At 59.1% G+C, this 17,643-nt stretch carries 17 protein-coding genes; 4 read left to right on the forward strand and 13 right to left on the reverse strand.

The features are described 5' to 3' along the window. Nucleotides 1-110 precede the first annotated feature (110 nt). Nucleotides 111-2,258, reverse strand: a complete 2,148-nt coding sequence (fdhF, locus tag ACEPLT_RS01585) for a formate dehydrogenase subunit alpha (protein WP_082087749.1) — start codon at nucleotides 2,256-2,258, stop codon at nucleotides 111-113. A 256-nt stretch (nucleotides 2,259-2,514) separates the two neighbouring features. Between fdhF and ACEPLT_RS01590 the strand changes: the two genes are divergently transcribed. Beyond that, nucleotides 2,515-3,246 carry a response regulator gene (locus tag ACEPLT_RS01590; protein WP_023293508.1) on the forward strand — a complete coding sequence of 244 codons (732 nt, stop codon included), beginning with the start codon at nucleotides 2,515-2,517 and terminating at the stop codon, nucleotides 3,244-3,246. A gap of 3 nt (nucleotides 3,247-3,249) precedes the next feature. On the opposite strand, the gene lpxO is transcribed toward ACEPLT_RS01590, so the two are convergent. From lpxO to ACEPLT_RS01625, 7 genes are all read right to left on the reverse strand, one after another. Beyond that, a complete protein-coding gene (gene lpxO, locus ACEPLT_RS01595; protein ID WP_021242939.1) occupies nucleotides 3,250-4,158 on the reverse strand; it encodes a lipid A hydroxylase LpxO in 909 nt (302 codons plus the stop codon). Nucleotides 4,159-4,301: 143 nt separating this feature from the next. Further along, a complete protein-coding gene (locus ACEPLT_RS01600; protein ID WP_032655361.1) occupies nucleotides 4,302-5,306 on the reverse strand; it encodes a carbohydrate kinase family protein in 1,005 nt (334 codons plus the stop codon). Then, the gene (locus ACEPLT_RS01605) at nucleotides 5,306-6,166 is read right to left on the reverse strand and encodes a ketose 1,6-bisphosphate aldolase (RefSeq protein WP_025912336.1); all 861 of its coding nucleotides are present in this window, start codon (nucleotides 6,164-6,166) and stop codon (nucleotides 5,306-5,308) included. Before ACEPLT_RS01605 ends, ACEPLT_RS01600 begins: the two co-directional genes overlap by 1 nt. Nucleotides 6,167-6,176: 10 nt before the next feature. After that, entirely contained in the window at nucleotides 6,177-6,863 is a 687-nt protein-coding gene (locus ACEPLT_RS01610) for a D-lyxose/D-mannose isomerase (RefSeq protein ID WP_032675785.1), read from the reverse strand. 49 nt (nucleotides 6,864-6,912) lie between these two features. Beyond that, complete coding sequence (locus ACEPLT_RS01615; protein WP_008500045.1) at nucleotides 6,913-7,854, reverse strand: ABC transporter substrate-binding protein; 942 nt, start codon at nucleotides 7,852-7,854, stop codon at nucleotides 6,913-6,915. Between the two features lie 30 nt (nucleotides 7,855-7,884). Next, a complete protein-coding gene (locus tag ACEPLT_RS01620; protein ID WP_023293503.1) occupies nucleotides 7,885-8,880 on the reverse strand; it encodes an ABC transporter permease subunit in 996 nt (331 codons plus the stop codon). Next, entirely contained in the window at nucleotides 8,877-10,397 is a 1,521-nt protein-coding gene (locus tag ACEPLT_RS01625) for a sugar ABC transporter ATP-binding protein (protein ID WP_021242933.1), read from the reverse strand. The genes ACEPLT_RS01620 and ACEPLT_RS01625 overlap by 4 nt, the downstream gene beginning before the upstream one ends. Before the next feature lie 181 nt (nucleotides 10,398-10,578). Here ACEPLT_RS01625 and ACEPLT_RS01630 point away from each other — a divergent pair, with 181 nt between their 5' ends. The 3 genes from ACEPLT_RS01630 (at nucleotide 10,579) to yjdP (ending at nucleotide 14,002) form a co-directional block, all read left to right on the forward strand. Continuing rightward, nucleotides 10,579-12,855 (forward strand): ATP-binding protein, encoded by a 2,277-nt coding sequence (locus ACEPLT_RS01630; RefSeq protein WP_032675786.1) that lies wholly within the window; start codon nucleotides 10,579-10,581, stop codon nucleotides 12,853-12,855. Nucleotides 12,856-12,976: 121 nt separating this feature from the next. Beyond that, nucleotides 12,977-13,603: a GNAT family N-acetyltransferase gene (locus ACEPLT_RS01635; protein WP_032676070.1), complete on the forward strand. Its 627-nt coding sequence runs from the start codon at nucleotides 12,977-12,979 to the stop codon at nucleotides 13,601-13,603. A gap of 75 nt (nucleotides 13,604-13,678) precedes the next feature. Continuing rightward, nucleotides 13,679-14,002 carry a DDRRRQL repeat protein YjdP gene (gene yjdP, locus ACEPLT_RS01640; RefSeq protein WP_032675787.1) on the forward strand — a complete coding sequence of 108 codons (324 nt, stop codon included), beginning with the start codon at nucleotides 13,679-13,681 and terminating at the stop codon, nucleotides 14,000-14,002. An 82-nt stretch (nucleotides 14,003-14,084) separates the two neighbouring features. Here the strand turns inward: yjdP and phnP are convergent, their stop codons facing one another. The 5 genes from phnP to phnL are packed head-to-tail and all read right to left on the reverse strand — an operon-like array spanning nucleotide 14,085 to nucleotide 17,641. Continuing rightward, nucleotides 14,085-14,843, reverse strand: coding sequence for a phosphonate metabolism protein PhnP (phnP, locus tag ACEPLT_RS01645; RefSeq protein WP_232929275.1), 759 nt, complete (start codon nucleotides 14,841-14,843; stop codon nucleotides 14,085-14,087). Nucleotides 14,844-14,852: 9 nt separating this feature from the next. Next, nucleotides 14,853-15,287, reverse strand: coding sequence for an aminoalkylphosphonate N-acetyltransferase (gene phnO, locus ACEPLT_RS01650; RefSeq protein ID WP_044597303.1), 435 nt, complete (start codon nucleotides 15,285-15,287; stop codon nucleotides 14,853-14,855). Continuing rightward, nucleotides 15,280-15,831: a ribose 1,5-bisphosphokinase gene (gene phnN, locus ACEPLT_RS01655; RefSeq protein ID WP_115437274.1), complete on the reverse strand. Its 552-nt coding sequence runs from the start codon at nucleotides 15,829-15,831 to the stop codon at nucleotides 15,280-15,282. The genes phnO and phnN overlap by 8 nt, the downstream gene beginning before the upstream one ends. Beyond that, nucleotides 15,828-16,964, reverse strand: coding sequence for an alpha-D-ribose 1-methylphosphonate 5-triphosphate diphosphatase (phnM, locus tag ACEPLT_RS01660; RefSeq protein ID WP_032675791.1), 1,137 nt, complete (start codon nucleotides 16,962-16,964; stop codon nucleotides 15,828-15,830). Before phnM ends, phnN begins: the two co-directional genes overlap by 4 nt. After that, nucleotides 16,961-17,641, reverse strand: a complete 681-nt coding sequence (gene phnL, locus ACEPLT_RS01665) for a phosphonate C-P lyase system protein PhnL (RefSeq protein WP_032675792.1) — start codon at nucleotides 17,639-17,641, stop codon at nucleotides 16,961-16,963. The genes phnM and phnL overlap by 4 nt, the downstream gene beginning before the upstream one ends. Nucleotides 17,642-17,643: the final 2 nt, after the last annotated feature.

A 17,643-nucleotide genomic window follows, 5' to 3' on the forward strand; every position in this document is an offset into this window, starting at 1 on the left:
ATTTCTGCGAGCCGCTTTCCAGAATGATAATTTCTATTTCTTATGAATTAATCGGAAATAAAAAGGGAGTGAATATATCACTCCCTTTATTCAACGATAAATTAACGGCTTCAACCCATTGCGCTTTCGCGCAGTCGGGCTTTCAGCTTGTTATATTCGTCGATCACGTACTGTTCCGCCGCGTGCTGATCCGCAATCGGCTCAACGTTTACGGCGCAGTATTTATACTCCGGCGTTTTGGTTATCGGGCTTAAGTTCTCCGTTACCAGCTCGTTGCAGGCACCAATCCACCACTGGTAGGTCATATAGACCGCCCCTTTGTTTGGACGATCGCTGACCTGCGCACGGGTGATAATCCGCCCTTTGCGCGAGTTCACCCACACCAGCGCTTCATCCTCAATACCGAGCCGTTCCGCATCGGCGGTGTTGATCTGCGCGTAGCCGGGCTCGTCCGCCAGCGCGGCCAGCGCGGCGCAGTTTCCGGTCATCGAACGACAGGAGTAATGGCCCACTTCGCGTACGGTGGAGAGCACCATCGGATACTCATCGGTGAGTTTATCGATCGGCGCGACCCAGTCGCAGGTGAAGAACTGCGCCAGCCCGTTCGGGGTGTCGAATTTCTCCTTAAAGAGATAGGACGTCCCCTGATCGGCCTCTGACTCGTCCCGGCATGGCCACTGGATGTATCCCAGCTCGCCCATTTTTTCATAGGTGGCGCCGTAGAAGTCCGGACACAGGCTGCGCAACTCATCCCAGATCTCCTGGGTGTTGTTGTAGTGCATCGGGTAGCCCATGCGGGTGGCGATTTCACTGATGATCTGCCAGTCCGTTTTCAGATCCCACTTCGGCTCGACCGCCTTGAAGAAGCGCTGGAAGCCGCGGTCGGCCGCCGTGTAGACGCCTTCATGCTCGCCCCAGGAGGTCGACGGTAAAATGACATCCGCCGCCGCCGCGGTTTTGGTCATGAAGATATCCTGGACAATCACCAGCTCCAGATCCTCAAACCCTTTACGCACTGCAGAAAGCTCGGCGTCGGTCTGAAGCGGATCTTCACCCATGATATAGGCCGCACGCACTTCGCCATGCGCCGCGCGGTGCGGCAACTCGCTGATGCGATACCCGGTGTGTTCCGGCAGGCTTTCCACGCCCCACGCCTTCGCGAACTTGGCGCGGTTTTCCGGGAACTTCACGTACTGGTAGCCCGGATAAGTATCCGGCAGCGCGCCCATATCGCAGGCGCCCTGCACGTTATTCTGACCACGCACCGGGTTCACGCCAACGTGCGCTTTACCCAGATTACCGGTCAGCATCGCGAGGCTGGTGAGCGAGCGCACGGTTTCCACGCCCTGGTAGAACTGGGTCACGCCCATGCCCCAGAGAATGGCGGCGGTTTTTGCCCCGGCATACATTCTGGCCGCTTGACGAATCGCCTGCGCGCTGACGCCGGTTATCGCTTCGACGGATTCAGGCGTATAGCCCTCGACTATTTTCTTATACTCTTCAAAGCCTTCTGTACGGGTCGCGACAAACGCCTGGTCGTACAGGTTCTCCTCAATAATGACGTGCCCCATTGCGTTCAACAGCGCGATGTTTGAGCCGTTTTTCAATGCAATGTGCATATCCGCAATGCGCGCGGTTTCAATTTTGCGCGGATCGCAGACGATGATTTTCGCCCCATTCTGTTTAGCGCGAATAACGTGGTTCGCGACGATAGGGTGAGAATCCGCCGGGTTATAACCAAAGATGAAGACGAGATCGGTATTATCTATCTCGTTGATGGCATTACTCATTGCGCCGTTACCGACCGACTGGTGCAGACCTGCAACCGATGGGCCGTGTCAGACGCGAGCGCAGCAGTCGACGTTATTGGTACCAATAACGGCGCGCGCGAATTTTTGCATCACATAGTTGGTTTCATTTCCCGTCCCGCGGGAAGAGCCGGTGGTCTGAATCGCATCCGGGCCATACTTGGCCTTAATGGCACTCAGGCGCGTGGCGACATAATCCAGCGCCTCGTTCCAGGAGACGGCTTCCAGCTTGCCGCCGCGCTCGCGGCGGATCATAGGGGTTTTCAGGCGCGGGGTAAGAATTTGGGTATCGTTAATAAAATCCCAGCCGTAGTACCCTTTCAGGCACAGCGTGCCCTGGTTGGTTTTCCCCTGCGCGGCCTCCGCCCGGACGATTTTGCCGTTATCGACCACCAGGTGGATCTTGCAACCTGAGGCACAATAAGGGCAAACCGTGACGACTTTTTTCATCAGTCTGCTCCAGTTAATCGAATCGTTCGCACCCACTATGCAGCTTCTATGCCATGTTTTTTGTATGGGTATCCCCTGACTTTACGGCCCATCCGGGGTGAAAACCCTGACAAAAAGCAGTCAATCGTCAAAATTGACGTGTCGACAGGGCGGCGGATGTGACATGGGTTGAATTTCCGTCACTGAAAAAACCTTTTGACTGGAGCCAACGGCAGAATAGTTCAGACTTAACATAATCCCCTGACGGAAGCATACGATGAAACCGGCGATTCTGGTGGTTGATGACGATACGGCAGTCTGCGAACTGCTTCAGGACGTGCTGAGCGAGCACGTCTTTAGCGTGCTTGTCTGCCATAACGGCCAGGATGCGCTGCGCCAGGTGCAGCAGGAGCCGAATATCGCGCTTGTGCTGCTGGATATGATGCTGCCGGATATCAACGGCCTGCAGGTTCTGCTGCAGCTGCAAAAGCAGCGTCCGGCGCTACCGGTTGTGATGTTAACCGGCCTGGGCAGTGAGTCAGACGTGGTGGTGGGGCTGGAGATGGGGGCCGACGATTATATTGGCAAACCGTTCAACCCGCGCGTGGTGGTCGCCCGGGTGAAAGCGGTGTTGCGCCGAACGGGCGCGCTGGCGGCAGAAGCCTCCGCAGCGCCCGTCGCGGGCATTGCGTTTAACGGATGGACGCTTGATACCACCCGCTGTGAGCTGATTGATCCGCAGCGTAATACCGTGCCCTTAACCCAGGGCGAGTACGGCCTGCTGCTGGCGCTCACGCAAAATGCCCGCCGGGTGCTGAGCCGCGATCGGCTGCTTGAGCTGACCCACAGCGAAAGTGCCGACGTGTTCGACCGCACGATTGACGTGCTGATCATGCGCCTGCGCCGGAAAATAGAGGCTAACCCGCATCAGCCTGCGCTCATCAAAACCATCCGCGGGCTGGGTTACGTGTTTGCCACTGACGTGAGCCGGCCCGAACAGGCGGCATAAGGCTTACGTTATCGCCGGAACAATGATGGCGGCAAAAATCGCGATGATGCACAAATACTTGAGGGCGTAATAGGCCTTACGGTTCCTTTTTTTCAGACGCTGCCCCCGTTCGCGGCCCGCATGAACGTATTTAAAAATGCGGTTAATGCCGCCGGTGCTGTCATTCTCGTCATTCGGTGACCTGGCCGCAGACATCAGCGTGGTTCCCACCCAATGGTTAACCGCCTGCGCCCAGCGCCATTTCATCGGACGCTCGATATCGCAGAAGAGAATAATGCGCGTTTGATCCGATTTATTTTCTGCCCAGTGGACGTAGGTCTCATCAAAAATAACGGCTTCACCATCCCGCCAGCTGTGGCGCTGCCCGTCGACTTCAATAAAGCAGCGATCGTCATTCGGGGTGAATAAGCCCAGATGGTAACGAACCGAGCCCGCATACGGATCCCGGTGCTTGCCAAGCTTTGCACCCGCCGGCAGCTCGGCAAACATGGCCGCCTTCACCGAAGGGATTTCACTCACCAGCCGGGTCGTCACCGGGCATAAAGACTGCGCGGAGGGATGGGCATCGGCATACCACTTCAGATAAAAACGTTTCCAGCCGCGTTTAAAAAAGGTGTTAAAGCCGGCGTCGTTATTATTTTCCGCTGCCTTAATATGATGCTGCAAACGCAGCGCCTCTTCGCGAATAACCAGCCAGTTTTCCGTCAGCTTATTTAATTCCGGGAAGCGCTCTGTTTCAAAGAAAGGCTGCCTGGCGGGCAGGGAAGAAAACGCCGTCATAAACATATTGATGGGCGCCATAAACGTCGAATGGTCGAAGAGCTGACGGGAAAGCGTCTGTTTTTCTTTGCCGCGGGAATGCGCATAAATAACGCTGATAATGAAAATACCGATGATGATGACTGCGAACATTTTTCCCTTGTCCTCTTTCTATCTCATTTCGGAAAAGCGTGCGGACAGAGTGCTGCCCACGCCGAATATGCCAGATGGAGAGAGTGTAGTTCGGGAATATAAAATTCATAGAACTGTAATGAAAAATCGCAATTATTGTTAAATTAAATGCTCTCGCGAATAAACGCCTGCAGCTCGGCCAGCGTTTTTGCGCCGTCAATCGCATTGGCGGCCAGCAGGCTTGCCCGCGCGCAGGCGTGCGCCAGATAAATACTCTCTGTCAGCGGGAGCGATTCATGGCAGCCGTATAAAAAGCCCGCGCAAAAGGCATCGCCCGCGCCGACGCTGCCGATAATCTCTTCCTGCTCCAGCATCCATGACGGGATCCAGCGACCCGCTTCACCGCGAGCTTCTCCCCATGCGCCTTCCGGACAGTGGATCACCACCCGCTGGCGTACGCCGGCCGCCAGCAGCTGCGCCGCGGCGTCCGCGATATGGGCAATGTGCGGGGCGTCGTTTTCGTCACGCATTGTCAGGCCGCTAAACTCACCGGCCTCCAGCTCGTTAATCACCAGATAGTCGAGATGGCGAAGGGCAGGGAGCACCAGCGGCTGATAGCGCGGGTCGCCCTTACGGGAAACCAGATCGAGCGAGGTTTCATACCCCTGGTCACGCATCTGCGCCAGCAGCCGCGCGCTGCGGGTGCCAAATTCGTCATCGGGCATATCCAGGCTGTCGAGCAGCAGGAGATAGCCGAGATGGAAGATCTTCATCGATCCGTCTAAGCGATCGAAGGCGGGAAGATCCAGCAGGCGGTTGGCCCCCGGCGAGTGGAAAAAGGTGCGCTGTCCGCTGGGGTCGGTCATCACCTGCGACATGGAGGTTGGCGCAAAGGTGGTGCGCTGTACGCGCTGGCGGTTGACGTGGTACTGGTCGAGCATCGCCAGAATGTAGTCCCCGTCGCCGTCTTCGCCAATCAGCCCCACCGCCTGCAGCGGCAGGCCAACGTGCATTTTTGCCAGCGTCAGCAGGACGTTGAGCGGCGCGCCGCCGGTTGAGCGTTCGCTGTGGGTGATTTCCGCCAGCCAGCCGCGCTCCGGCCACTGCACGATCTGGTGGACGTGGTCCACCAGCATATTGCCTGCGGCGATGATGCCTTTGCGTTCCATCATGCCTGCCCCGCGCTGCCGAAGATGCGCATCTGTTCGGCGACCGTATCGGTAATCGCTTCTTCAATGCCGAGCAGCAGTTCGGCAAACTCGTCGTACAGCGGCTGGCGGTTCGCCATGCGCTGCTCCACGGCGGCGAGCGCGGCCTGCGACATGCCGGTATAGAAATTGATTTTATGAATGCCCAGCTCGATGGCGCGGCGGAAGTCGGCATCGCTAATCCCGGAGCCGCCGTGTAAAACCAGCGGCAGCCCCGTCTGCTGACGAATGGCGTCCAGACGCGGGAAATCGAGCTTCGGCTCGCCTTTATACTTGCCGTGTGCGTTGCCGATGGCGACGGCCAGCGCGTCGATGCCGGTTGAATCAACAAATTCGCGCGCCAGCTGCGGATCGGTGAAGAAGGCTTCATCCGCATGTCCGTAAAGCGCGCCCCCTTCATCCCCCCCGACCGCGCCCAGCTCTGCCTCCACGGAGACGCCCACCGCATGGCACATTTTCACCACTTCTCGCGTCTGGCGAACATTTTCCTCATAGCTCAGCGTAGAGCCATCGAACATCACGGAGCTGAACCCTAAGCGCAGGGCGCGCACGACGGCGTCATAATGCAGGCCGTGGTCGAGGTTGAGCACCACGGGAATAGCGTGACGGGCGGCCTCGAACTTCACCGCTTCGACAAGGGAATCCAGCGATACGTACTTAAAATGCACTTCCGCGATGTTGATGATAAACGGCGAGCGTTCCTGCTTTGCGGCGGCGAACAGCGCGCGCAGGAAGTGGGAGTCGAGCACGTTAAACGCGCCCAGCGCATAGCGGTGTTGTCTGGCGTGCGCAAGACCGTCGGCAAGAGAAATCAATGGCATCATTCACCCCTTATATCCGGAACAGGTTGTACTCGTTGCACAGCACCAGCAGCGCCGGTTCGTCTTCTTCGATGTTGTTATAGCGGGCAACGGGCTGCAAAAAGTGGTTGTCGTGTTCATCGTCATTAACCGAGGAGACTTCCCCCACCAGCACGTCGCCGAAGCCGCGTTCGCCCCAGAAACTGTGGTAAAGAGTGGGCGTCAGGCAGATGCTTTCCCCTGGCGTGAGGCGCAGCTGGCTGCCGGGGGCGTGGGTCTGGCGGCAGCCGTCGACGGTGACGGTCACGTCGGTGTTTTCCGTCTCTTCATGCGCTCCGGCATTCCATAACTCAATGATCAGATTCCCGCCGCCCCGGTTGATGATGTCTTCGCGCTTGCGCCAGTGAAAATGCATCGGCGTCACCTGGCCGTCGCGCACGTGCATGATTTTTTCGGCATAGCTTTTTTCATAAGGCACGCCGTTGGGCGAGCCGTTGCGCAGGGTAAACAGCGTCAGGCCCTCAGCGGCAAAGTTGTTGCCGCCGAACGCCGTCACGTCCCAGCCGAGCTTGAGGTTGAACACTTCCTGCCATGCGGCCTGGTCAAGCTGCTGCCATTTCGTTGGCGGAAAGCTGGCAAAAGGCGGGAGATGAACGTCGTGCATGGAGAAAAACTGCCGCGTGTGGCCGAGGATTTCATTGATGTCGGAGCGTTTCATGGGGACTCCTTGAAAACAGTACCCTCTCCCTGCGGGAGAGGGAAAAGGATCATTTAACCGTCCACCCCTTATACGTGCCGACGTTCTTTTTATCGATCATCGTCACCGGGATCAGCACGGGCGCTTTCGGCGCGGGTTTGCCCTGGAGAATGTCATAGCCGATCTCCACCGCCTTTGCCGCCATGACCTGCGGATCCTGCGCCGGGGTTGCGACAAACAGGGAATTTTCGCGCTTCAGCGCTTCCTCACCGTCCGGCGATCCATCCACGCCAACGATAAAGAACTCATTGCGCTGCGCCTGTTTCGCGGCCAGATCGGCGCCGATCGCGGTCGGATCGTTAATCGCAAACACGCCGTCGATCTTCGGATTGGCCGCCAGCAGGGAGGTCATGACTTCCAGACCGCCTTCACGACTGCCCTTGGCGTTCTGGTTATCCGAGAGCACCTTGATATCAGGATGTTTTTTGAACTCCGTCTGGCACCCTTCCACGCGGTTTTGTACCGCAGAGACCGGCGGTCCGTTGATGATCACCACGTTGCCTTTCCCTTTCAGGCGGTCGGTAATGTACTTACAGGCCATCTCACCCGCCTGGGTGTTATCGGAGGTGATGGTGGCATCAGCCCCTTCCGCCGCCACGTCAACCGCCACGACCACGATCCCGGCGTCCTTCGCGCGCTTCACCGCCGGGCCGATCCCTTTGGAGTCCGCGGCGTTGAGGATGATCATGTCCACCTTCGCGGCGATGAAGTTATCGATCTGCGAAACCTGCTGGCCCAGATCGTACCCGCTGGAGACCAGCGTCACCTTGACGTTATCCCCCGCCAGCTTGCGCGCTTCCAGCTCGGCACCTTTGGTGATCTGCACGAAGAACGGGTTAGCCAGGTCGCCCACCGTCACGCCAATGGACTTCAGATCTTTCGCCTGCGCAAACGGCGTTGCGGCAAGCAGCGCGCCAGCACAGAGCGCGGTCACTAAGGGTTTCAAACGCATCTTGTCTTCCTCACTCGTAGGGTATTGTTGTTATGCACTTTGATGGTGTCGGGTACGGTATTTGTCGATCAGCACCGCAATGATGATCACCGCCCCTTTGATCACCAGCTGCCAGAAGTAGGAGACGCCCATCAGCGTCATGCCGTTGTTGAGGGTGGCGATGATCAAGGCACCGACCAGCGTGCCGGTGATCGTGCCGATCCCGCCGACGAAGCTGGTGCCGCCGAGGATCACCGCCGCAATTGCATCCAGCTCGTAACCCGTGCCGAGGTTGCCGTTGGCACTGTACAGGCGTGAGGCACTCATGACGCCGCCGAGGCCGGAGAGCAGGCCGCTCATGCCGTAGACAAACAGCAGCACCAGCCAGACCTTAATGCCCGTTAAGCGCGCCGCCTGCATGTTGCCGCCCACGGCGTAGATGTGAACGCCGAGCGTGGTGCGGCGCAGGATGAACCAGCACACCACAATGACCGCCAGGGCGATCGCCACCAGCCAGGGGATCGGGCCGAGGTAGTTATTGCCGATCCACTCGAAGTTGATGTTGGAGTTAATGACCGTCGTGCCGTCGGCCAGCAGATAGGCCGCGCCGCGCAGCGCCGTATAGGTGCCGAGCGTGACGATGAAGGGGGGCAGCCCGGCAAAGGCCACCAGTGCGCCGTTGAACAGGCCCAGCACCATGCCGAGCATCAGCGCGGCCGGAATGGACAGCCCGGCGAATTCGGGAATGAGCGACACCACCATCGCCGCCACCGCCGTGGTGCCGAGAATCGACCCCACCGAGAGGTCAATCCCGCCGGTGAGGATAATAAAGGTCATTCCCGCCGCCAGCACGATGTTGATCGACGCCTGACGGGTGATGTTGAGCAGGTTGCTCTCAGTGAAGAAGTTGGGCGCAATAAAGCCAAAAACCGCCACAATCAGGATCAGAATCGGCAAAATACCGACCGTTTGCATCAGATCGCTCATCAGCATTTTTTTGGCGGAGGCGGATTTCGCCACCTGCTGCGGTTGGGTTGGAGTTGTCATGATTGCACCGCCTGATGATGAGTGTCGTTCACGCCGGTTGCCAGCGTCATAATGTTTTCCTGAGAGATGTCACGCCCGTGAAGCTCGCCCGCGATGCTGCCTTCCCGCATCACGTAAACCCGGTCGCTCATGCCCACCACTTCCGGCAGCTCGCTGGAGATCATCAGGATCGCCACGCCTTTGCGCGCCATCTGGTTCATGATGCGGTAGATCTCGCTTTTTGCGCCGACGTCCACGCCGCGCGTGGGTTCGTCCAGAATCAGAATGCGCGGGCCGATGGCGACCCAGCGGGAGATGAGCAGTTTTTGCTGGTTGCCGCCGGAAAGACCGCCTGCGCGCACCTGCGAATGGGGCACGCGGATATTGAGCAGGGCAATGGCGTCATCGGAAATGGACTGGGCTTTTTTGCGGTTCAGCCAGCCGAAGGTGGCGTCGCGCTCCAGCGTCGCCATAGTGATGTTCTCCTGCGCCGCCAGCTCCAGAAACAGCCCCTGCTCCTTGCGGTTCTCGGTGAGAAAACCGATGCCGTTTTCGATGGCCGCGCGCGGGGAGTGGATCACCACCGGCTCGCCGTCGACCTCAATCATGCCGCCCGTGGCTTTACGCACGCCGAAGATAAGCTGTGCCAGCTCGGAACGTCCGGCCCCCACCAGTCCTGCCAGCCCGACGATTTCGCCGGAACGCACCTGCAGGCTGCACGGCTGTACTTTTTTACCGTCGGTGAGGTGGTGGACGTTGAGACGCGGGCTGCCGAGGGGAATATCACGCTCCTTGTTGAACAGGTCGCTTAGCGGGCGGCCCACCATCATCTTTACCAGTTCCGACGCGTTCAGCTTGTCGCGCGTCAGGCTCCCGACGTACTGCCCGTCGCGCAGAACGCTGACGCGGTCAGAGAGTTCATAGACCTCCGCCATGCGGTGGCTGATATAGATGATCGCCATCCCTTCATCGCGCAGGCGCAAAATCAGTTCAAACAGGCGATGGGTTTCGCGGGAGGAGAGGGCGGCGGTGGGTTCATCCATCACCAGAATGCGGCTGTTGCGGTGCAGCGCGCGAGCAATTTCCACCTGCTGCTGTTCGGCGATGGTGAGCTTCATCACCAGATCGGTGGCGCTAAACTGCGCGCCGAGGCGGTCAATCACCGCCTGCGCCTGGGCGGCCATCTCCTTGCGCTGGACCAGCCCGCCGCGCGACAGCTCGCTGCCGAGGAAGATATTTTCGGCTACGGTCAGATTGGGCGCGAGCTGCATCTCCTGGTAAATCAGCGTGATGCCTGCGGCCAGCGCATCCTTCGGCCCTTTAATGTGAAACGGCTGGCCGTCGATCAGGATCTCGCCGCCGGTGGCGGTATAGGCGCCCGCAAGGATTTTCATCAGCGTGCTTTTGCCTGCGCCGTTTTCACCCATCAGCGCGTGGATCTCACCGGCAAAGACCGTCAAATCCACACCCTTGAGCGCGTGGAAACTGCCAAACGTTTTGGCAATGCTGCGCATCTCTAATACCGGGGTTCTGCTCATGGCGGATCTCCTGTGAATGCCGATTTCTGCACTTCATCACAGGTGCGTAAATGCAAAATGTCAGAAGCTGTTCATATTTGTCATAGTTATGAATAGCTAATCGCCGTCACATTTTCCTTTTCCCTCTCCCTGTGGGAGAGGGCCAGGGTGAGGGCACCAAACCGCACAGGAGCCCAACCCCATGCCATCACGCCCCCCGTTCTTCGCCAGCGCCCGAGGCCGCCTGCTGATTTTCAATCTGCTGGTGGTCGCCGTGACGCTGATGGTGAGCGGCGTGGCGGTGCTCGGCTTCCGCCACGCCAGCCAAATCCAGGAGCAGGTCCAGCAGCAAACGCTGGACGACATGACCGGCAGCATGAACCTGGCCCGCGACACCGCCAGCGTGGCAACGGCGGCGGTGCGGCTCTCGCAGGTGGTAGGGGCGCTCGAGTACAAAGGTGAAGCCGAGCGCCTGAAGCAGACGCAAATGGCCCTGCGCCACTCGCTGGAGCAGCTTGCCGAGGCGCCGCTGGCGCAGCAGGAGCCAGCGCTGGTGGCGCGTATTATTCAACGAAGCAATGAGCTACAGCAGAGCGTGACGGAGATGCTGGAGCGCGGACAGCGACGCCATCTGGAGCGTAACGCGCTGCTGAGCTCGCTGTACCAAAGCCAGAGCTACCTGCGCCATCTGCAGGATATCAACCGCCGTTATCACAGTAACGTACCCGATGCGCAGCAGCTGATGGAGATGGACCGGCTGATCGCCGCCGCCATCGACACCCCGTCGCCGCGCGCAACCGTTCAGCAGCTGGACGCGGTGGCCGCAACGCTGTCCCGGAGTGCCGCACAGCCGGTTGTGAAGGCGGTTCTGCCTGATTTTAATGCCGAGCTAGGTCAGCTCGCCCCGCTGTCGAAGCAGCTGGAAGAGAGCGATCTGGCGATAAGCTGGTACATGTTCCACATCAAGGCGCTGGTGGCGATCCTCAACAGCGATATTAATCAGTACGTTGAGCAGGTGGCGCAGGCCTCCCGGCTTCGCACCGACCAGAGCCATCACGAACTGCAATCCATCAGCGTATTTATCACCATTTTCGCCGTGCTGGCGCTGATCATCACCGGGTGTGCCTGCTGGTATATCTACCGCCATCTGGCCTCCAACCTGACGGCCATTTCCCGGGCGATGTCACGCCTTGCGCACGGCGAACAGGATGTTTCCGTTCCCGCGCTGCAGCGGCGCGATGAGCTGGGTGAACTGGCACGCGCGTTCAACGTTTTTGCCCGCAACACCGCCTCGCTTGAGCACACCACGCGTCTGCTGAAAGAGAAGACCACGCAGATGGAGATCGACCGCATTGAGCGTCAGGGGCTGGAAGAGGCGCTCCTGCACAGCCAGAAAATGAAGGCCGTCGGACAGCTGACGGGCGGGCTGGCGCATGATTTTAATAACCTGCTGGCGGTGATCATCGGCAGCCTTGAGCTGACCGACCCCGAATCAAACGACGCGCCGCGCATTACCCGGGCGCTGAAGGCGGCCGAGCGTGGCGCCTTGCTGACCCAGCGCCTGCTGGCGTTTTCCCGCAAGCAATCCCTGACCCCGCATGCGGTAGAGATGCAGCCGCTGCTGGAGAACCTCCGGGAACTGCTGCGTCACTCCCTCCCTGCCACCCTGACCCTGGAGATCGAAGCGCAATCCCCGGCATGGCCCGCCTGGATAGACGTTAGCCAGCTGGAAAACGCCATCATAAACCTGGTGATGAACGCGCGCGATGCAATGGAAGGGCAAAGCGGGGTGATAAAAATCCGCACCTGGAATCAGCGCGTCACCCGCAGCGACGGGCGCAGGCAGGATATGGTGGCGCTGGAGGTCATTGACCGCGGCTGCGGGATGTCTCAGGAGGTGAAATCCCGCGTCTTTGAGCCGTTCTTCACCACCAAACAGACCGGGAGCGGGAGCGGGTTAGGCCTGTCGATGGTGTACGGCTTTGTCCGCCAGTCCGGCGGCCGCGTGGAGATCGAGAGCGCACCGGGGCAAGGGACGACCGTCCGGCTTCACCTTCCGCGATCGACGCTACCTGTAGTTCCTGAAGATGAAACGCTCTCTGCCACCGCCTCCGTCGATAACGAGCGGCTGGTACTGGTGCTGGAAGATGAAGCCGATGTCCGTCAGACCCTGTGCGAGCAGCTGCACCAGCTTGGCTACCTGACGCTCGAAGCGGAAAACGGCGAGCAGGCGCTGAACATGCTGGCGGCGTCGCCGGATATTGGCATGTTTATCAGCGACCTGATGTTGCCGGGAAGCCTGAGCGGGGCCGAGGTGATTAGCCATGTGCGCAGCTACTATCCGCAGCTTCCGGTGCTGCTGATCAGCGGACAGGATTTACGGCCCACGCATAATCCTCAGCTGCCGGACGTTCAGCTACTGCGCAAGCCGTTTACGCGGGTGCAGCTGGCGCAGGCGCTGCGGAAAATATGTTTTTAAATGCCCCTGTTTAGGATTTCATCAAGAGCAACGTTGACGCCGGTGATGTTAATCTGCGCAAAATTTAGCAGATTGGGATATAAAAGGAATTATGCCGGTACTCACAAAGGGGGACTCACAAATGATCGTGATGCCTACAACATACAGCCCGAGCACAATTGCCAGGTCGTTTAAACTCGTTGATGAGTTTGAGCTTTCCGGGCGAGTGCTACATGTTATTTTTGATAGCCAGACGCCAAGAGCTGCGATTATTGAAGCGGATATCGAAACCTTCGATGGGGTGCCCCGGCATCGGGTTGTTGCTGCCCTGGATTTACAACGTAAAACGCATTTGGGTGAAGATATCATTGCCGTCGAGCGCTGTTGGGAAGATGCCAATGTCATTCAGGTAGAAGGTATCTGTGTTGATCCCGCCGAGCGTGACAAGGGACTGGCAACTCGCCTGTATGAAGCCCTGGTATTACAGTGTGGCGTGACACTTGTCAGCGACTTTGAACAATATGAGGGTGGGAAGATGCTCTGGCAGAAAATTGCCCGCGAGTCTGACCAAATCGCTGTATTTGTTCTTGATACCGAGCAGGGCGCATTTTGGCCGTATGATGGTAGCAAGGTTATCTATGACGGAGGGTGTATCCCCGAAGATCGTATCTGGAGCCATTCGCCGGATCAAAAATGCTACGGCATCGTCCTGGTCGCAGAAAATAAACAGCGTGCGAATCAACTGATGAAAGTCCCAGGACATAACTGAATTTGAGATTCCTCCGCTACCCCCACACCCTGCTGTTCATTACCTTAAGGCCAGTTTACCTGCGAGTCTGGCCTTATGAAACGTTACTCTTCCGCTCTGTTATTTGGTCTGCTGTCACTCACCAGCCAACTGGCGCATGCCGATATCGTTGATGATGCTATTGGCAATATTCAACAGGCAATCAACGACGCCTATAACCCCAGCAGCAGCCGCAGCAACGATGATGACGATCGTTATGACGATAACCGTCGCATGGATAGCCGTCAGTATGACGATCGCCGTCGGCAGCTTGAAGACAGACGCCGCCGTTTAGACGAGCGTCAGCGCCAGCTGGATGACGACAGACGCCGTCTGGAAGAGGATGAGCGCAGGTTAGAAGACGATTACGATCGAGGCTAAAGCCTGGTGGCGCTTCGCTGACGCAGGCCTGCAAAACCCTGGCGCGTAGGCCGGGTAAGGCGCAGCCGCCACCCGGCAAAACTCAGTCGAGAACCAGCACCATCCCGTCATACCCCGCTTCAATGCCGGACGGCAGCGGGTTATCCATCATCCACACGTCAAACTGATGGCTGATGTGCGTCAGGATCACCTGCGGGCAGCCAATCACTTCGTTTAACGCCATCACGGTATTTAAGTCGCAATGGTTTCGCGGCGTCTCGTCGCGCGGTTCGTGGCTGCAGTCGATAATCATTGTCTGCGGCTGATTGTTAAGCAGGAACTTCACCGTTTTTTCCGGCAGCCCGGCGGTGTCGGACAGCCAGGCCACGCGGCTGTGGGCCGATTCCAGCAGATACCCGAAGGTCAGTTTCGAATGGTTGAGCGGCAGGGGCGTAACCCGCATACCCTGAAGCTCAAACATGACAAAGGGGTCGACCGTGTGGCTGAAATCCAGAATCCCCGGATGTTTAAACAGGTCGTCACAGCCCACGTCATCCGGCGGACCGTAGACGGGGATCGTCGCGCCAACGCCCCAGCGGAGGGGGAAGAGTCCCTGAACGTGATCCATATGGTAATGGGTCAGCAAAAACTGCTGAAAGCTGCCCGCGGGCCAGTCGTCCATCAGATGTGGAATACCGGCATCCAGCAGGGTCACCGCATCGTTGAATTTGACCACCGCGCTACAGGGGCGACGGCGATAGGTCTCCTGCAGGCGCGCCCGGCGGCACGCCGCGCAGTCGCAGCCAAAGACCGGCACGAGTTGCGCGCTTCCGGTTCCTGTTAACGTGATTGTCAGACTCATAACGCACCTCTACAGCGGTTTGGTGAATCGGAAATGGCTCTGCGTATATCCTTCACGGACGTAAAAACGGTGGGCGTCCACGCGCTTCACGCTGGTGGAGAGTTCGGTCAGCTCCGCACCGGCCTCTCGTGCCACCCCTTCCGCCCAGGCCAGCAGCTGGCTGCCCACCTTTAACCCGCGCGCCTGCGGCATCACCACCAGCTCCTGGATCTCGCCGATCCAGCGTGCGTGGTGGAGGTGAAACTGCATGTGCAGGCCGATCATGCCGATGACCTGGCCGTCCAGTTCGGCAAGCTGGTAGCGCATGTTGTGATCCTGCAGATTGGCAAGATAGCCCGCGTGAAACGCCTGGTGATCAAATTCGGCCTGCTTTAATTCGCAGATTAACGCATAGACGATTTGCGCATCGTCGGCGGTGGCGGGGCGAAGCGTGCAGTCAGGCATGCTGTTTTTCCTTCTGACGGATAAGCGATAAAAAGGTCTCGACTGACTGTAGCAAACTTCCGTCGTTATTAAGGATATGGCAGTCGGACGGGGTGTAGCGCGCCGCACGCGCAAGCCGCTGATCGATCTCACGGGCGGATTCACGACCCCGGCTCTGCAACCGGCTGCGCAGGACGTCCGGTGAAACCTGCAGGCAGACCGGCAGCAGGGCCGCCCCATAGCGGGCGCGCGCTTGCGAAAGATGCGCCCGCGAGCCGTTGACCAGCACGTCGAACCCCGCATGCAGCCACAGATCGGTCTCGATGCCGATCCCATAGTAATAGCCGTTGGCGTGCCAGCTCAGCGCCAGCAGGTTTTGCCCGGCACGAATGAAAAACTCCTGCTCGCTCAGGGCGATATGGTTTTCACTCCCCGCATTCGCCGACCGGGTAATGTACCGGTGCGCCACCAGCAGTTGCGGATGCTCCTGCTGCCGTAAGGCGGACAGCAGGCTGTCCTTACCGGAGCCGGACGGCCCCATTAACCAGATAAGTCTTCCCATCAGAACACCCTTTTTCCCTGACGCCAGACGTGGTCAATATGGATGTGCTCGCCCCTGCGGTGGGCCAGCACCAGATCCGCCCGCTTGCCTTCGGCTATCTCGCCGCGATCCTGCAAGTTAAGCGCCGAGGCCGGGTTTTTCGTCACCAGGCGAATCGCCTGCGGCAGCGTAAAGCGGTTGCCCTCGTCGTCGGCCACCCGGAACGCCGCGTCGAGCAGGCTGGCGGGGTAATAGTCAGAGGAGAGGATATCCAGCAGGCCGAGCGAGGCGAGCTTGCTTGCCGCCACGTTGCCGGAGTGCGACCCGCCGCGCACGATGTTCGGTGCGCCCATCAGGACGTTCATGCCGTGCTTGCGGGAGGCTTCAGCCGCCTCGAACGTGGTGGGGAATTCGGCGATCACGCTGCCAAGCTGGTGGGATTCAAGGACGTGATCGTGCGTGGCATCGTCATGGCTGGCCAGCGCGATATTGCGGTCCCGGCACATCGCCGCAATTCGGACACGGTTAGGCTGCGACCACCGTGCCGCAAGCGCCAGCTGCTCTTCTTCATAACGGGCCATCTCCGCGTCGCTGAGAGAATATTTGCCCTGATAGTATTCGCGATACTTTTCAATGTTGGCGAACTGACGCTGCCCCGGCGAGTGGTCCATCAGGGAGACCAGCGACACCGGCTCGCGGCCGACCAGCTTTTCAAACAGCGGCAGGGTAGTGTGGTGCGGTAGCTCGCAGCGCAGGTGCAGGCGGTGCTCGGCGCGGTTGAGGCCGCGCTTTTGCGTCTCCTCGACGGCGTTGATCATCTTCTCCAGGTTCTCCAGACGGTCGCCGCCGTCGCGCACGTCGCCAATAGCCACCGCGTCCAGTACGGTGGTGATGCCGCTGGCGACCATCAGCGCGTCGTGGCTGCTCATCGCCGAATGCGCGGGCCAGTCCACCTTCGGGCGCGGGGTGAAGAACTTGTCCAGATTATCGGTATGCAGCTCAATCAGCCCCGGCAGCAGCCAGCCGCCGTCGCCGTCCATCGCCTCGGGCGAGCGGCTCTGGGTTTCAGCAAACGCGCGGATTGTTCCGTCCTGGATCTCAATCGAGCCGTCAACCACTTCATTATCCAGTATCAGCTTGACGTTATTGATAATCATGCGGGAGTCCCCATTGGGTGCAGCCTGTCCGCGACGCGGGTGCGAACACTCTCGTCGTGGAAGATCCCGACGATCGCCGCGCCGCGCGCTTTGGCCTGTTCGATCAGCGCCACCACGGCCGCGCTGTTTTTAACGTCGAGCGAGGCGGTAGGTTCATCCAGAAGTAAAATCGGGTAGTCGACGATAAAGCCGCGGGCGATATTGACGCGCTGCTGCTCGCCGCCGGAAAAGGTCGACGGGGCAAGGTGCCACAGGCGCTCCGGCACGTTGAGGCGCGTCAGCAGGCTGGCGGCTTTGGCGGCACAGGGTTCGCGCGGCACGCCAAGATCCAGCAGGGGCTGCATCACCACGTCCAGGGCGGAGATCCGCGGGATCACCCGCAGAAACTGGCTCACCCAGCCGATCGTCGAGCGGCGTACCTCCAGCACTTTGCGCGCGGGAGCCTGGACCAGATCAACCCATTCATTGTTATGGCGGATATGGATATGGCCTTCGTCCGGCAGATAATTGGCGTACAGGGAGCGCAGCAGGGTGGATTTTCCGCTGCCGGAATGGCCATGCAGCACCACGCATTCGCCGTTGCTGACCTCTAATGAGGCATTTTGCAGTACCGGCAGGCGGACACCGTTTTGCTGGTGGAGCACAAAGGTTTTACTGACATTTTCAACGTGGATCATGT

It is taken from the genome of Enterobacter sp. fkY84-1 (assembly GCF_052974705.1).

Bases quoted from the DNA above. Each gene is read 5' to 3' on its own strand.
- ACEPLT_RS01590 (WP_023293508.1), top strand. From the start codon at position 2,515: ATGAAACCGGCGATTCTGGTGGTTGATGACGATACGGCAGTCTGCGAA.
- lpxO (WP_021242939.1), bottom strand. From the start codon at position 4,158: ATGTTCGCAGTCATCATCATCGGTATTTTCATTATCAGCGTTATTTAT.
- ACEPLT_RS01600 (WP_032655361.1), bottom strand. From the start codon at position 5,306: ATGGAACGCAAAGGCATCATCGCCGCAGGCAATATGCTGGTGGACCAC.
- ACEPLT_RS01605 (WP_025912336.1), bottom strand. From the start codon at position 6,166: ATGCCATTGATTTCTCTTGCCGACGGTCTTGCGCACGCCAGACAACAC.
- ACEPLT_RS01610 (WP_032675785.1), bottom strand. From the start codon at position 6,863: ATGAAACGCTCCGACATCAATGAAATCCTCGGCCACACGCGGCAGTTT.
- ACEPLT_RS01615 (WP_008500045.1), bottom strand. From the start codon at position 7,854: ATGCGTTTGAAACCCTTAGTGACCGCGCTCTGTGCTGGCGCGCTGCTT.
- ACEPLT_RS01620 (WP_023293503.1), bottom strand. From the start codon at position 8,880: ATGACAACTCCAACCCAACCGCAGCAGGTGGCGAAATCCGCCTCCGCC.
- ACEPLT_RS01625 (WP_021242933.1), bottom strand. From the start codon at position 10,397: ATGAGCAGAACCCCGGTATTAGAGATGCGCAGCATTGCCAAAACGTTT.
- ACEPLT_RS01630 (WP_032675786.1), top strand. From the start codon at position 10,579: ATGCCATCACGCCCCCCGTTCTTCGCCAGCGCCCGAGGCCGCCTGCTG.
- ACEPLT_RS01635 (WP_032676070.1), top strand. From the start codon at position 12,977: ATGATCGTGATGCCTACAACATACAGCCCGAGCACAATTGCCAGGTCG.
- yjdP (WP_032675787.1), top strand. From the start codon at position 13,679: ATGAAACGTTACTCTTCCGCTCTGTTATTTGGTCTGCTGTCACTCACC.
- phnP (WP_232929275.1), bottom strand. From the start codon at position 14,843: ATGAGTCTGACAATCACGTTAACAGGAACCGGAAGCGCGCAACTCGTG.
- phnO (WP_044597303.1), bottom strand. From the start codon at position 15,287: ATGCCTGACTGCACGCTTCGCCCCGCCACCGCCGACGATGCGCAAATC.
- phnM (WP_032675791.1), bottom strand. From the start codon at position 16,964: ATGATTATCAATAACGTCAAGCTGATACTGGATAATGAAGTGGTTGAC.
- phnL (WP_032675792.1), bottom strand. From the start codon at position 17,641: ATGATCCACGTTGAAAATGTCAGTAAAACCTTTGTGCTCCACCAGCAA.